16 protein-coding genes and 1 pseudogene are annotated in these 14,047 nt (G+C 34.5%); 6 read left to right on the top strand and 11 right to left on the bottom strand.

All coding sequences use genetic code 11. The features are described 5' to 3' along the window. Positions 1-15 precede the first annotated feature (15 nt). The 5 genes and pseudogenes from DJ93_RS22640 to spoIIP form a co-directional block, all read right to left on the bottom strand. Positions 16-1,495: pseudogene (locus tag DJ93_RS22640) on the bottom strand (amidase family protein). Between the two features lie 189 nt (positions 1,496-1,684). Next, positions 1,685-2,131: an NUDIX hydrolase gene (locus tag DJ93_RS22635; RefSeq protein ID WP_042983355.1), complete on the bottom strand. Its 447-nt coding sequence runs from the start codon at positions 2,129-2,131 to the stop codon at positions 1,685-1,687. Between the two features lie 23 nt (positions 2,132-2,154). After that, a complete protein-coding gene (locus DJ93_RS22630; RefSeq protein ID WP_042983354.1) occupies positions 2,155-2,895 on the bottom strand; it encodes a M15 family metallopeptidase in 741 nt (246 codons plus the stop codon). 11 nt (positions 2,896-2,906) lie between these two features. After that, complete coding sequence (locus DJ93_RS22625) at positions 2,907-3,404, bottom strand: GNAT family N-acetyltransferase (protein ID WP_042983353.1); 498 nt, start codon at positions 3,402-3,404, stop codon at positions 2,907-2,909. A 210-nt stretch (positions 3,405-3,614) separates the two neighbouring features. Continuing rightward, the gene (spoIIP, locus tag DJ93_RS22620; protein WP_042983352.1) at positions 3,615-4,769 is read right to left on the bottom strand and encodes a stage II sporulation protein P; all 1,155 of its coding nucleotides are present in this window, start codon (positions 4,767-4,769) and stop codon (positions 3,615-3,617) included. Positions 4,770-4,858: 89 nt separating this feature from the next. Between spoIIP and DJ93_RS22615 the strand changes: the two genes are divergently transcribed. Together DJ93_RS22615 and DJ93_RS33885 are read left to right on the top strand one after the other, a co-directional pair. Next, on the top strand, positions 4,859-5,155 hold the full coding sequence (locus DJ93_RS22615; RefSeq protein WP_042983351.1) for a hypothetical protein: 297 nt from the start codon (positions 4,859-4,861) through the stop codon (positions 5,153-5,155). Positions 5,156-5,177: 22 nt separating this feature from the next. Continuing rightward, positions 5,178-5,480, top strand: a complete 303-nt coding sequence (locus tag DJ93_RS33885; RefSeq protein WP_042983350.1) for a hypothetical protein — start codon at positions 5,178-5,180, stop codon at positions 5,478-5,480. Here the strand turns inward: DJ93_RS33885 and DJ93_RS22605 are convergent. The 4 genes from DJ93_RS22605 to cbpA form a co-directional block, all read right to left on the bottom strand. Beyond that, on the bottom strand, positions 5,465-5,980 hold the full coding sequence (locus DJ93_RS22605) for a DUF1572 domain-containing protein (RefSeq protein ID WP_042983349.1): 516 nt from the start codon (positions 5,978-5,980) through the stop codon (positions 5,465-5,467). The two genes, DJ93_RS33885 and DJ93_RS22605, sit on opposite strands and share 16 nt — an antisense overlap. 18 nt (positions 5,981-5,998) lie before the next feature. Further along, positions 5,999-6,328 (bottom strand): chaperone CsaA, encoded by a 330-nt coding sequence (gene csaA / locus DJ93_RS22600; protein WP_042983348.1) that lies wholly within the window; start codon positions 6,326-6,328, stop codon positions 5,999-6,001. Between the two features lie 67 nt (positions 6,329-6,395). Continuing rightward, positions 6,396-7,733 (bottom strand): branched-chain amino acid transport system II carrier protein BrnQ4, encoded by a 1,338-nt coding sequence (gene brnQ4, locus DJ93_RS22595; RefSeq protein ID WP_080743718.1) that lies wholly within the window; start codon positions 7,731-7,733, stop codon positions 6,396-6,398. A gap of 446 nt (positions 7,734-8,179) precedes the next feature. Continuing rightward, positions 8,180-8,827, bottom strand: a complete 648-nt coding sequence (cbpA, locus tag DJ93_RS22590; protein ID WP_042983346.1) for a cyclic di-AMP binding protein CbpA — start codon at positions 8,825-8,827, stop codon at positions 8,180-8,182. A 338-nt stretch (positions 8,828-9,165) separates the two neighbouring features. Between cbpA and DJ93_RS22585 the strand changes: the two genes are divergently transcribed. From DJ93_RS22585 to DJ93_RS22575, 3 genes are all read left to right on the top strand, one after another. Then, positions 9,166-10,044, top strand: a complete 879-nt coding sequence (locus DJ93_RS22585) for a hypothetical protein (protein ID WP_042983345.1) — start codon at positions 9,166-9,168, stop codon at positions 10,042-10,044. Positions 10,045-10,319: 275 nt separating this feature from the next. After that, positions 10,320-11,627 (top strand): hemolysin family protein, encoded by a 1,308-nt coding sequence (locus DJ93_RS22580; protein ID WP_042983344.1) that lies wholly within the window; start codon positions 10,320-10,322, stop codon positions 11,625-11,627. A gap of 1 nt (position 11,628) precedes the next feature. Next, positions 11,629-12,111, top strand: a complete 483-nt coding sequence (locus DJ93_RS22575) for a DUF456 domain-containing protein (protein WP_042983343.1) — start codon at positions 11,629-11,631, stop codon at positions 12,109-12,111. A 22-nt stretch (positions 12,112-12,133) separates the two neighbouring features. On the opposite strand, the gene DJ93_RS22570 is transcribed toward DJ93_RS22575, so the two are convergent. Continuing rightward, on the bottom strand, positions 12,134-12,757 hold the full coding sequence (locus tag DJ93_RS22570) for an NAD(P)-dependent oxidoreductase (protein ID WP_042983342.1): 624 nt from the start codon (positions 12,755-12,757) through the stop codon (positions 12,134-12,136). A gap of 111 nt (positions 12,758-12,868) precedes the next feature. Next, the gene (locus DJ93_RS33310) at positions 12,869-13,039 is read right to left on the bottom strand and encodes a hypothetical protein (RefSeq protein WP_042983341.1); all 171 of its coding nucleotides are present in this window, start codon (positions 13,037-13,039) and stop codon (positions 12,869-12,871) included. 185 nt (positions 13,040-13,224) lie between these two features. Here DJ93_RS33310 and DJ93_RS22560 point away from each other — a divergent pair, with 185 nt between their 5' ends. After that, a complete protein-coding gene (locus DJ93_RS22560; protein WP_042983340.1) occupies positions 13,225-14,010 on the top strand; it encodes an SDR family oxidoreductase in 786 nt (261 codons plus the stop codon). Positions 14,011-14,047: the final 37 nt, after the last annotated feature.

Here is a 14,047-nt window from a genome sequence, read left to right as displayed (position 1 = left end):
TTTTGTATTCTCTATTCATGATAAGTTTGGAATCTTTCTATGTTTTGTCGCTTGCTCAAATGCATAAGCAAACTTAATTAAAGTTCCTTCACAAAAAGCGGTACTTGCAAGAGTAATCCCAAAAGGTCTTCCGCTCTTCCTTCATATATCCAGCTGGTATTGCTATAGATGGGTAACCCGCTTTGGCACATATTGTAGAACCTATATACGAAGGAAATAGTATCGCATCAAGATTATATTTTTTTAAAGCAAAATCAAGTCCTTGTTCTTGCGAAAAATATATATCTTCTAATCTTGCATTCAAATACTCAGGATTTCTTAACGTATTAGGAAACTCTTTTCTTATTTCCAACTTTTTTTGACCATATTTCAATGCTCTTTCTTCTATCCCTTTATTGAACTCAATCAGTTCTGAAATAGAATGCACTGGAATATTAGGAGGTAACTTAGAAAGATAGTTATCTAAGCTATGCTTGAGTTCGTAAAGTGGTACTCCCCAGCTCCATTCTCTATGAAAGGATGGAATATCTATATCTTCTATTACTGTCGCTCCTTCATTTCGCAATACTTGTATCGTTTCTTTAAATAATTCTTCATCATACTCCCCACATTCATAATAGTCTTCTGGCGCTTTGTTAAATACTCCAATCTTCGCTCCATTTAAACCATTAGCATCTAAATAAGTTAAATAATCTTGGTACGCCATTCCTTCACTTTTATAAGTTGCTGGATCGAGCTGATCCACTCCCGTTAAGCTTCCTAATAAGATAGCGGCATCTGTTACAGTTCTAGCAAATGGCCCCGCTGTATCTTGAGAATACGTAAAAGGAATAATTCCTCGGCGACTAATTAGACCGACTGTCGGTTTAATACCTACTACAGAGCTTCGAATAGCTGGACTTAATATAGAAGCATCTGTTTCTGTCCCAACAGATACTACCGTAAAGTTAGCAGCAACTGCTACGGCAGACCCTGTACTTGACCCACCAACAAACATATCGTCCTTTCCTGTACCGTAAGGGTTTACTACTTGTCCTCCCCTTGCACTATATCCAGCCCACATTTCAAAAGACATTCCGTTTGCTAGTTCTGTCATATTTGTCTTCCCTAGTATAATCGCACCTGCTTCTCGAAGTTTTTTAACAAGACAAGCATCCTCGTTGCTACAATAATCTTCAAGAGCAATTGTTCCCGCACTTGTATGCATAGAATCATTCGTTTCGATATTATCCTTTAGCAATACAGGAATCCCATGTAAAGGGCCTCTCACACCTTTTGTTTTCCTTTCATGATCTAGCGCCTCTGCCCCAAAAATGGCGTCTGGATTTATTTCTAAAATAGAATTAATTTTCGGACCATCTTGGTCATACTTTGCGATTCTATGAAGATAATACATGACTAATTCTTTTGAAGTTAGCACTCCTTCTTCCATCGCCGTTTGTATATCACGAATTGTTAACTCTTTTTGTAATAATGCATTAAACTGAATTTCCATTTACATTCTCCCTTTATGAGCCTTTTTATTTATGAAAAATACCTTTTACTTAGTCAGCTTCTCCGCTCCTCACATCAATAACTAGCATCCCTTTAAAGAATTTCAGCTCACACACTCAAAAACCTTTAATTTCCAGGGGAATAAAGAAAGAGTCTGAAACGAATACACTTCCGCCTCAGACTCTTTTTATTATTTTACATATATCTTTTCTAACAAATGTAAAAACTCTCCCTGTTTACCTGCTAATTCAGGGCATTTTGCAATATCAATCCATTGATAAGAAAATGTTAAACCTTGATCTTCTTCTCCTGCACTTACTATATGTTCCCACGTATCCTTTACGTCTGTTAGTAAAGATACATGGAAAAAGTGGCGTTTTTGATATTCCTGTTTTTCTTTCACATGTATGATATAATCCGCTAGGAAACTCTCTATACATAAATGACGCAAACCCGATTCTTCTTGTACTTCACGTAAAATCGCAGCTTCTAATGTTTCCCCTTCATCAACTGTACCACCAGGTACTTGCACCCCAGCCTCTTGTATATCACGATGTTTAAACACGAGTAATTGCATAACCCCTTCTTTTTCTCTTGTAATATATGCGTATACCTTTTTCTTATATAACATCGTCATCTTAGCCCTCTCCCCTCAATTCGTTACTGTGCTACTTCTTCAAGCGTAAGTTGATTTTCATATAAATATGTAGCTTGCGGATTTCCCACATATCGTACATGCCACGGTTCATACCGATATCCGGTAACGGATTCTTTCTCTTTCGTATACCGAATAACAAAACCAAACTTATGTGCATTTTGAGAAAGCCATTTTCCTTCTTTCGTATCACCAAAAACAGTTTCTAACTGAAATTTAGCAGATTGCGATGTAATATCCATTGCAAGTCCTGTTTGATGTTCACTCGTTCCTGGGACTGCACTAGACATCGCTGTTTTTGCTTCTCCATCTTGCTTTTTATACATCGTATTTAATGCTTTCTGTCGATCAAAAGACCGAAATCCAGAGACTGCAAAAAGAAAAATCCGCTCTCGATCTCCTTGTTGAAACATTTCTTCGAGTGCGACCGCTGCCTCTTCCCTCATCTTTTTCTTCTCTTGATCTCCTTCGCTTGAGTAGCGTACTTTCGGAATGACTAAATCTTGCGGCTTATACCCATCTGGCAAACGCCTACTTTTATTCACAAGTACAAGTGTCGAATTAGGATTATTCACAACTGCGATGTCCCCCTCCATAGAAGCAACCGTTTCTTTTGCTTTTGGAAATATAGTACCCGTATTTACCTCTTGCGCTTGCTTATCTTTATACAACTTATAATTCATTCCTGCTACTCCAATAATCAAAGCAGCTACTACGATACCAAGTAGTGTCCATCTTTTTTTCATACAACGACCTCTTATTTTAATAATTTGGCCATTTCATACTCATCAATATCTTTTCCATCGATGATTAGAGAAGCTTTTTTGACACCTTCTTGTTCGAAACCAGCTTTGCTATATAGTGCCTGAGCTCTTGTATTATGGGCCATTACCGTTAATTCTAAACGCCATACACCATGTAATCTTGCCCATTTCTCTACTTCTTTAAACAAAGCTGTTCCAATACCTCTGCCGCCATATTCTTGTAAAATACCAATTACAATTGTTGCAACATGTTTCTTTCTTTGTAGACTATTTCCATTAGCTAAAATAAACCCTACTACTCTATCATCTGCAACCGCTACAAATATTATAGAGTGATCATTGTCGATAAAGCGCTCTATCATCTTTTCCTGTTGCTCTACTGTCGTTTTACGTTCCCCTGGCTCATATAGCATAAATTTCGTTTCTTCATCCAATTGTTTGCTTAATTGCAAAAATAATGCTGCATCTTCTACTCGAATTTCTCGAATCATCCCTATCACCCTGTCAATTTTATAATATACAAATTCTCTTTATAAAAAGATTTTCTCTATTATTTCATAAAATTCCTTTCTATGATTCTTACTATAATTAGACAAATTTCGATATTACTATAATAAAGAGTACAATGTGTCTATAATGTGACATGTTATTCTATACATTACTCTTGTCCAAACAAAAAAACGTAAGCTTCTCGCTTACGTTTATCCATTCACTTTCTCAGCTTGCCAAAAGTATTCACTAAATGCTTTAGCAAGAGCATCAACTGATCGATTTAATTCCTCTTCTGTATTATCTACACCCCCAACTTCAATCAAAATCGCTTGTCCTGATAAATCTTGATTGTAAACACCATTCCCTGATTGAAAGCCTTTTTGTATAACCCCTCGGCTCACTCCAGGATATTTTTTATTAATCGCTTCATGCAAAGCAGTTGCTAACTGTAAGTTTTTTTCGTAATTTTTATTTCCTTTACCAATTACAAAAGCAAGCTTTGCATACGATTTATCTCCAATTGCTTTCGTTGTGACATTTTTACGAGCACTATCACGGTGCAAATCAAAGAAGTATTGCAGTTCTTTATTACCTGTCATAGCTTCCTGCACAATTTCTCGAGACAACTTATAAGAACTATTACTATTCAATCCTTTGCTAATCAATTTTTTACCAACATCGGTTTTATCATTCACAGCACCAATCCCTTCGCCTTCTAATTGTTCACGAAAGCGGTCTCCAAGTATGGAAATATTCGTTACCGAACTCGTCGCTTTATTTGGATCTGGATCATTCGTTAAATTTAATACAGGTAAATAAGATTCCCAGCTATGTGAATGATAAATGAAAGCAACTTGTCTTTTTCCTGTCGTTTGAGCTGGTTGCTTCTTATCTTTATTTGTATCTATTTTAGGGACTTGTCCAGTTTCTCCAGTCCGTTCTTTTACTACTTCTTCAAGCGGAACACTCGATTCAATCGGTAAGTTGGAGTAATTTGTTCCCTCACCAGCTATAACAATTTCTGTATCATATTTTCCGAATCCCGGAAGTTCTTTCCCTACAAAACTACGCACATCATTAAACCGAATATTCGTTGCCATTGAAAATAGAAATGAAGAAATTGAAAAATTTTGATTCAAATTCCGATACTCCTGTGTAAAATAATGATTCTCTTTTCCAAGCACATACATATATCCGTTCATCGATAGCTCATTCAACCAATTATATAAATATGCTGACTTCGTCTCTTTCATTGAGGTTACCATCATACTAATAAGAAAAAAAGTCGCTAACATCGTAATAATAACGAATAAAATTAACTTACGCACACTTGTTAATTTCACGTAGAAAAAGCCTCGATTCATACTATCACCCTCTCTATTTCAAGTTATGTACAAGCTCTAGAGAATAGACCGCCTAAATTTCGGCTATATTGTTAATGAGGTGAAATGAATTGAAGCTGCTAATCGGTATTTTACCAATTGTTCTATCATTTACTTTTCTGTTATTTACAGGACACCCTAAAATACGTGTTGCCTTAGACCTTATTGCATATCTTTCATTGTATACACTCGGTACAACCATTTCTATTAACATATATGATGTTTTAGCACATGACTTAGTATTTACGACAACCATTCACGGTATCTTACTGAATCCGTTATTTCTCGCCACTGGCGCTTATGTAGGCGTGTACTCTTTATTTCGATTGCTATATCAAATCATAACAGGATTAAGAAAACATTCATAAATAAAAAAAGAGGTGTAGAGAAATGAAATCATCTTTCATCTGCCATACATGTCAGAAAAAAATTGTAAGAAAGCAAGATCTTATTACCGCTACACTATATTTACGTATTTACTCATTTCACCAAAATTGCTTTAAACAACAATTGTTCGTTTCCCGCTTCGTGCCTGTTAACACATTATTTGGATTATATTTAGTCTTATATACTTTTATAATAGGAAGCATTCTAGTAGTAACCGAGCCATCAATTATTTGGCTTGTTTTTTTAATTCCTATTCTATATCGTCTTATTTCTTACTATTATATTGAACGTCATTTTTGCAAATAACGATTAGACTGTCCCTTCGGAATACTTAAACAGCCCCATTCCTTTTCTTTTAACATTTTACCAATGTAAATGATTTGTCCAATATGCAAAGAGTAATGAGAGATTTGTCTTTCAATCGCTTGCATGACAGTGTGTGCTTCTCCTCGAATATATACTTTTTGCAAAATATGTTCAGAGGTTAGGCCTGTCAATGTGTTAAAAACATATTCCCAGCCTTCCTGCCATGCTATAAGCGCTTCTTCCTTTGAAGCATACCCTTCCTCAAACTCACTATCTCGATTCCGATCTATTTTTTCCCCATCAGACGTTAAAAAATCAGTCCATCTTGAACGCATATTTCCATGTAAGTGTTTCATAATAATCGCAATGCTATTCGCTTCTTCATGAGGTGACCAACTTATTTGCTCGTAAGATAATTGAGAGAGAGTTCTTTCTCCTTGTTTTTGCATTCCTTTGAAATTTGAAATTGCACATTCTAAATATTCTTTCCCAATGTCCATACTGAAACCTCCCAACTACTAACTAATTTTAGTTCCATTTGGTACTTCTACATGAGGCTGAAGCAAAACGACATCTCCTTGTTCTGGAACTCCCCCTAATACAAGCACTTCCGATTTGAAACCAGCAACACGCTTTGGTGGAAAATTCACAACAGCGACCACTTGTTGACCAATTAAATCTTCTGGATTATACCTCTTCGTAATTTGAGCGCTGGATTGTTTGATACCTAACTCTCCAAAATCAATTTCTAGCTTAATTGCAGGAACACGCGCTCCTTTAAATTCCTCTGCTTCCCTTACCGTTCCGATTCGTAAATCTAAGTTTAAAAAATCCTCAAAATTAGCCATTTTAGCAATCCTCCCAACTATCATTTAGACAAAATAGAGAAATTCCCTTTAAATAAAAAAAAGATGCTTACGCACCTTTCTTTTGCAACTCACCTGATTCATTGGATTTATAGAAGAAGAAGCCGAGAACCCCGCCAATACATGATGGTAATAACCAACCTATTCCTTCTTTATATAAAGGTAACATTTGTAGTACATTTGAGATTGCGTCAATTTTTATATTCGCACTTTCTAATCCATTAAATACACTAATTAACAAAGCACCTAAAATTGCCCCCATATAAATTGTGTTACGCTTCCCGATCCATTTATGGAAGTATGACAGTACAATTAATACAATTGCAACTGGATAAATAATCATTAACACCGGTAAAGTTACTGTGATTAGTTGTGTTAATCCTAAATTCGATACAAATAAACTAAACACACATACCATTGTCACAATCATTTTATGTGAAAGTTTTGGAAATAAGTTTGTAAAGAACCCTGCGCACGCAGATGTTAATCCAACCGAAGTTGTTAAACAAGCAAGCGTAATAACAAGCCCTAATAAAATTTTACCACTCGTTCCATATAACTCATTCACCACATTTGTTAATATAAGACCACCGTTTTCCGAAACACCAAGTGATGTACTTGTTGAACCGAGATAAGCAAGTGATAAATAAATTAACGTTAAACCTAATACAGCAATAATTCCTGATACAATTGTTATTTTGGCGATTTGCGCGCTCTCTTTTATTCCTTTTGAGCGAATAACTTGTACAACAACAATTCCAAATACAAGTGCACTAATCGCGTCCATCGTTAAATATCCTTGAATAAATCCACCGAAGAATGCATTTTCTTTATATGCATCTAATGGTGCAGCAGGTGTCCCAATTGGATCAATAATTGCCTTTCCAACAATAACAGCAACAATTAATACTAACAATGGAGTAAGGAACTTTCCAAACCAATCAACTAATTTCGACGGGTTTAATGATAAGTACCAAGTTATTCCAAAGAAAACTGCCGTATAAATAAACAGCATGTACCATTCTGAAACCATTGCTTCCGATAAAAACGGCTTCATCCCCATTTCAAACGAAACAGCTCCTGTACGCGGAATCGCAAAGAATGGTCCAATTGCCAGATAACTAATCAGTGGGAAAATAAATGCAAATATAGGGTGTACTCTAGAGGATAACGCTTTCAAGTCCCCCTCTACAAAAGCGACAGCTGTGACCGCTAACAGAGGAAGTCCGACTCCTGTTACAAGGAATCCAATCGTGGCAATCCAAACATTTTCTCCTGCTTGTTGACCTAACACTGGCGGAAAGATTAAATTTCCTGCCCCTAAAAATAACGCAAATAACATTAAACCAATCGCTACCGTATCACCTGGCCTTAATCGTCCCTTCATTTCTCTATTTTGCATAGCACTTCTTATTGTTTATCTCTTTTTTCATAATATGCTATGCATCCTCCTCTCTGTTCATGATGATAAAATATACCCCTTGAAAAGCAATGTCTTTCTCCATAATTTCTCCATTTCCCCTTTTCATTACTCCAATTGATGAATTTTGATTTTTTTGAATATTCAAATCATTAGAGTGTATTACATGGAGTTAATTCGTCAGACCTCTTTGCTTTTATCACACATATAGTAACATATTTAGCTGAAAAATAGAAAGACATTTTTTATATGGAATTTTTCGAAAAACGAAATTATATATATTTATCCCTTCTTTTTATTCTGCTAGGAAAATATTCTTACCAAAATGTCTTACTACTCAATTTATTATCTCTACATAATATATTTCCATATAACATAGCGAAAAGCCATCTCAAAAAGATGGCTCTCTCGTACTATTCTATCGTCTCAACTTCACGCGGATTATTCATTTCTTCTACATAAACCACCCGAAAACCGTGGTCTTCTAAATCTTTTAGCAGCGTTTCTAATTCTTCCGCTTTAAATTCTTCTCCTAATGTAAACATAATTCTACGCACTAATAAGGCATCGTTATCAAATGTCATTAAACTTTGAATACCAGTATATTTTTTCAACACGGTAGATAGTTTTTGAATAGCTCCATTATAATCTTGTGTTCCAATCATAACCGAATACTTACTAGAGTGAACACCCCACGCATCCTCTAATAGCTCAAACACCTTTTTATGAGTCAAAATCCCAAGGAAAACTCCCTTTTCATCAACTACTGATAAATACGGTAATTTTTTGATAGTAAAGAATACTTTAAAGAACGAAGAATCTTCTCTCACGTAACCATCTTGATCATTTAATAATTTTAATAAATTATCATCTAGTGATCCTTTATATTCTAAAATATCTACTTTATATACATTCCCTAAAAATTTCTCTTTCTTTTCATCTAAAACTGGCACACAACGATAACCAGTTTTATTTAAATGTTCCAGTGCCTCACCTATCGTAATTGATATGGAACAAAATAAAACCTCTCTTTTTGGCACATAGTTTCCTTTAATCCTCATAAAAAGCCTCCTTATGTTAAAATACTTTCTGTGCCATAACTATATTATATTTTCAGAAAAAAATAAACGATTTATTTTATTTTTCTGAAAATTATTCATATTATTGTCATCATTTAGTCATGAATCATTCACTTGTATAATGAATTTCCTATTCTATTTAATTGTGTAACCATATGGACCTTTGTGAATCGTTGTTTTACTTTTCATTAACATTGGAATTGTTATTAATTAGTTTCTCCCGTATACCAATATGTAAAGAAAAAGATATTGTAACTTATTCAAAAAGAAGCTACAATAAGAATAATAATTTTCTGAATTTTCTAAAAGCGGGTGATTTGATGTCTTTATTTCGTAAACATGTATGTAGATTTTTAGTCGGATTTCTTGTCATTTTTATTATAAGCCCTATTCCTTCTCTTTTCATAACCCATAATTCTTCTTATTTAAATGGTTTAATCAGTATTTTTCATAACTTAGTAAATTTCCCTTTCATATCTATCCCAACGATTGATTGGATGTATGAACCCATTTTGTTTTCATCTCAACCTATTATGAATACTGCAACCATGCTACATACTTCGGGACATTCTACACCTTTATTCCCCTACATATGGGAAGTATATTTTTTATCAATTGTCCGTTTTACATTTACACTTGCTACCGGTTTTTTCATTAGTTTAGCAATCGGACGTCTATTTTTAAAAACACCGCATTCTTTAAGAAAATACACTTCTCTGTTACGCTTTATACCATACTCATTCAGTGCAGTCGTTTTACAATGTTCAATTATACTATTCTTCTTATACGTAGCAAAATACATCACAGTTCCATTCCTTTCTTCCTTTATCATTATATGTAGTACTTCCATGATTATCGTTATGCAAGCATTAAAGAAATGGCTACCATTTTTAAGTAAGACTGATGAATATGAAATAAAAAACTCTGCTTTTCTCACTGATACACTCTTTATAGCTCTCACTTCGAACCATAAATCTATATTAAGCTCCATTATCCTTTCGTTCTTTTTTATGGAATGTATTTTTCATACGAATGGGTTGCTGCAATTTATCGTCCAATTTGGTGGAAGTTCACCGATAGTTGTTACAATGGGACTACTACTTCTTTATATTCCATACAGTGTTCTATCTTTATGCCAAGCACTCTTAAACTACTCTCAGCAACAAACATATGCTTTTACTAGAACAATGCCAAAATAGCTATGAATGCTAACCCTCTGCTTCAAAATTTAAAGCTGAGGGTTATTCCTTATATATCGGGATAAAATAAAGTAAAACTTTTATCAATGATGCTTAATGCCCATTAATTATTAATCTTCACCATTTGGGGAGTTGCAAAACAACAAAATTTCAATAAAATATACCAATATTTGCTCATTTTCTTTGACTATTATTTTCATTTCGATTTATTATAAAAGTATAACATAATTGCAGGAGGTGACATCTTTATTCCGATTCCGGAGTAGAGAACACACTTGGACATATTAAATATTTTTCTCATTTTTATACTTATCCTCATTTCTGGCTTTTTCGTTGCATCTGAATTTGCGGTTGTAAAGGTGCGAAAAAGTCGAATCGACCAGCTTGCAAATGAAGGTAATAAGCAAGCATTAGCTGCGAGAAGCGTTGTATCTAACTTAGACGTTTATTTATCCGCTTGTCAGCTCGGTATTACTATTACTTCTTTAGGACTTGGTTGGCTTGGTGAACCGACTGTAGAACATTTGCTGCGACCGTTATTTGAAAAAATCAATATTACTGGCGCAATGGCTAATACGTTATCTTTTATTATCGCCTTTAGCGTTATTACTTTTTTCCATGTTGTACTAGGGGAACTTGTTCCCAAGTCTTTCGCTATTCAAAAAGCAGAAGCCATTACATTAAAATTTGCTAAACCACTTATTTGGTTTGATAAAATTATGTATCCGTTCATTTGGTTATTGAATAGTACAGCCGTATTTTTCACAAAATTATTCGGTTTAGAACCTGCAAAAGAAAATGAACTTGCTCATTCCGAAGAAGAATTACGACTTATTTTAGGGGAAAGTTTTAAAAGTGGTGAAATTAATCAAACCGAATATAAATATGTAAATAATATTTTTGAATTTGATGATCGTGTTGCCAAAGAAATTATGGTACCTCGAACAGAAATGGTTTGTTTATCTACTGAAAATACGTTAGAAGAAAATATGAACATTGTGGCAGCTGAAAAATATACTCGCTATCCAGTTATCGAAAAAGATAAAGATGATATTATCGGGATGATAAATACAAAAGAAGTTTTTCATGATCAAACGAAGGGTATTCACAAACCTTTAGAAGCTTACATACATCCAGTATTAACTGTCTTTGAAACAGTTCCAATTCGAAAAACATTAATACACCTTCAAAAAAACCGCGTCCAAATGGCTATTGTAATGGACGAATATGGCGGAACTGCTGGGCTTTTAACAATGGAGGATATTCTTGAAGAAATCATCGGAGAAATTCAAGACGAATTTGATGCAGATGAATCGCCAATGATTGAAAAACGTACACCGAAGCTTACTGTACTAGATGGAAAAGTGCTCATTTCTGAAGTAAATGATATGTTTGGTTTACATATTGATGATAGCGATTTAGATACGATTGGTGGCTGGCTTCTTTCTCAAGCAATTGATTTAAATATTGAACCTGGATATTCCATTGAGTATGCTGGTTTTCAATTTAAAGCATTAGAGCTTGACGGTCATCAAATTAAAAAAGTTGCTGTTCATAAATTAGATCATATAAAGGAGTTATAAGGTGACTGTTTTATTAACAACTAGTATAATTATTTGTTTCATTATCTCATTTCTCGCATTTATCTATCCCATTATCCCTGGCATACTTGCCTTATGGGCTGGATATTTCATTTATCATTTTGGTATAAATGACGGAGAACTAACAACAGCTTTTTGGATCATACAAGTCCTCTTTACGATTATTATTTTCGTTGCTGACTTTATTGCAAATGGCTATTTCTTAAAGAAGTATGGAAGTACAAAATGGGGCGAACGTATCGGTATGATTTCTATCATTGTTGGGTCTTTCTTCTTTCCACCATTCGGCCTCATTATTATACCGTTCTTGTCTGTCTTTGTGACTGAACTCATGCATAAAAAGACGCCAAAAGACGCCTTTATGGTTGGAATTGCAACTGTTGTTGGATTTTTAAGTAGCACAGTAGCAAAAGCAATTCTACAATTCATTATGATTATCATTTTTGTTTGCTATATCATTTTCTAACCATCCCTTTTGGGGATGGTTTTTAATATGCAATTCCTACTCTACTGTTTTCATATGTACTTTTATTTCTTAACTCCCATGTAAAATGAGCAGTATCTCCAACTGTAATTTTTGCTCCTTCCTCTGGTAACATATCCCTCTCTATTCGATATACTCCTGTTACATCACCATCGATTAAATGTGTCGGACAAACAATCGTCCAACATAATTTACTGTTCTCCAATGCTTCATAGGCACCTAAATGATCTTCCGCAGCTGTTGTCGTTTTTCTTTTTGACTCCTTAGATTGAAAGCGATATATACTCGGATTCGTTCGAGCCTGTAAAATACCTGCTGTTCCAATGGTAAGTATTTTATGAATCCCCTCTTCTTCCATACCCTTTATAATATTTGGCATACTCTTTGTTAATGTCCCATTTCCATCAGTCCCAAGAGCACTTATAACAATATTTACTCCTTTCAAAACTTTCTTCAAATCGTTTTCATTCAATACATTGCCCTCTATAACTTGTAAATTTTCATGCGCCATTTCGATCCTGTTCGAGTCACGAGCTAACACTGTTACATCATATGAATCATCTTGCAATGCGAATTTCATGATTTGTGAACCTACTCTACCTGTTGCTCCCAATATACATACTTTCATATATTTTCTCCTTTTCACTTCTTTTTCTCTATTTTTTCGCAAAATAACAAAATACACAACAAAAAAGCTTCCTCATATAAATGAGGAAGCTCTATTATCATCTTATTTCTTCTATTTTGAATCAGAAGATTTATCAGTTCCACTTGTTTCCGTATCCTTCTTTTCATCTTGCTGTGTTGTTGTGCCATCTTCTTTCTGTTTGTCCTCACCTTTACTACAACCTACCATTAATAAAGAGCTCGCAAGTGCCATAGCAGTTAATGATTTAACCCATTTATTCATTTGCTTTTCCTCCCTTTGATAGAATATGTACAATCCCATACTACTCTCTATTTTTAAAGACAATGTTAGAAAAGGGTAAAGATATAGTGAATTTTTGTAAATTTTCTGATAACAAAATAAAATCTTTTTCATTCCATATTTTTTTTTCATATAATAGAGTTACTAAAAAAGAGAGGTTGATACATATGGAACTTGGATTATTTGGAAAGACAGCTCTTATCGTCGCTTCAAGTCAAGGGCTAGGAAGAGCGATTGCAACAGAGCTTGTAAAAGAAGGAACAAATGTTATGCTACTCAGCCGCAATAAAGATACATTAGCGTCGTTACAAAAGGAATTACAAACTTTACATAAAGGGAATGTTATGTATACAGTTTGCGATGTGACAAACAAAGAAAATATTAAACACTCCATACAATATACCGTAGAAACTTACGGTACCATTGACATTTTAGTTAATAATACTGGTGGCCCTAAGCCTGGCACATTTGAACAATTAACAGATGCAGACTGGTATAACTCATTTGAACTTAACTTGTTAAGCTATGTTCGTATTATTCGTGAAATACTTCCATATATGAAAGAAAAGGGTGGGAAAATTATAAATATAGCTTCATCATCTATTAAAGAACCCATTCCTGGATTATTATTATCTAATACATTTCGTACTGGAATTACAGGATTGGCAAAAACTTTAGCATCTGAGCTTGCTCCATATAACATTTTAATCAATACGCTCGCACCTGGGCGCATTGCTACAGATCGCGTCGCTGCTTTAGATGAAGCAGCTGCTGAAATACGCGGCATTTCAGCAAAAGATGTCCAAACACATTATGAATCCATTATCCCTCTTGGCAGATACGGACAACCTACTGAATTCGCGACATTTGCTACATTCCTCGTTTCTAATGCAAATACGTATATGACTGGACAATCATTCCTTGTAGATGGTGGGATGGTTAAAAGTTTATAAAAGACGTAGAAAAAACAAAACGGTTCTTATTCCGTCT

Source organism: Bacillus clarus (genome assembly GCF_000746925.1).
In the GTDB taxonomy this organism is placed as follows: Bacteria; Bacillota; Bacilli; order Bacillales; family Bacillaceae_G; genus Bacillus_A; species Bacillus_A clarus.
Note: the sequence above shows the minus strand (reverse complement) of the source record. Positions and strands in the feature narration are given on the sequence as shown.

Bases quoted from the DNA above. Each gene is read 5' to 3' on its own strand.
- DJ93_RS22635 (WP_042983355.1), bottom strand. From the start codon at position 2,131: ATGACGATGTTATATAAGAAAAAGGTATACGCATATATTACAAGAGAA.
- DJ93_RS22630 (WP_042983354.1), bottom strand. From the start codon at position 2,895: ATGAAAAAAAGATGGACACTACTTGGTATCGTAGTAGCTGCTTTGATT.
- DJ93_RS22625 (WP_042983353.1), bottom strand. From the start codon at position 3,404: ATGATTCGAGAAATTCGAGTAGAAGATGCAGCATTATTTTTGCAATTA.
- spoIIP (WP_042983352.1), bottom strand. From the start codon at position 4,769: ATGAATCGAGGCTTTTTCTACGTGAAATTAACAAGTGTGCGTAAGTTA.
- DJ93_RS33885 (WP_042983350.1), top strand. From the start codon at position 5,178: ATGAAATCATCTTTCATCTGCCATACATGTCAGAAAAAAATTGTAAGA.
- DJ93_RS22605 (WP_042983349.1), bottom strand. From the start codon at position 5,980: ATGGACATTGGGAAAGAATATTTAGAATGTGCAATTTCAAATTTCAAA.
- csaA (WP_042983348.1), bottom strand. From the start codon at position 6,328: ATGGCTAATTTTGAGGATTTTTTAAACTTAGATTTACGAATCGGAACG.
- brnQ4 (WP_080743718.1), bottom strand. From the start codon at position 7,733: ATGAAGGGACGATTAAGGCCAGGTGATACGGTAGCGATTGGTTTAATG.
- cbpA (WP_042983346.1), bottom strand. From the start codon at position 8,827: ATGAGGATTAAAGGAAACTATGTGCCAAAAAGAGAGGTTTTATTTTGT.
- DJ93_RS22585 (WP_042983345.1), top strand. From the start codon at position 9,166: ATGTCTTTATTTCGTAAACATGTATGTAGATTTTTAGTCGGATTTCTT.
- DJ93_RS22570 (WP_042983342.1), bottom strand. From the start codon at position 12,757: ATGAAAGTATGTATATTGGGAGCAACAGGTAGAGTAGGTTCACAAATC.
- DJ93_RS33310 (WP_042983341.1), bottom strand. From the start codon at position 13,039: ATGAATAAATGGGTTAAATCATTAACTGCTATGGCACTTGCGAGCTCT.
- DJ93_RS22560 (WP_042983340.1), top strand. From the start codon at position 13,225: ATGGAACTTGGATTATTTGGAAAGACAGCTCTTATCGTCGCTTCAAGT.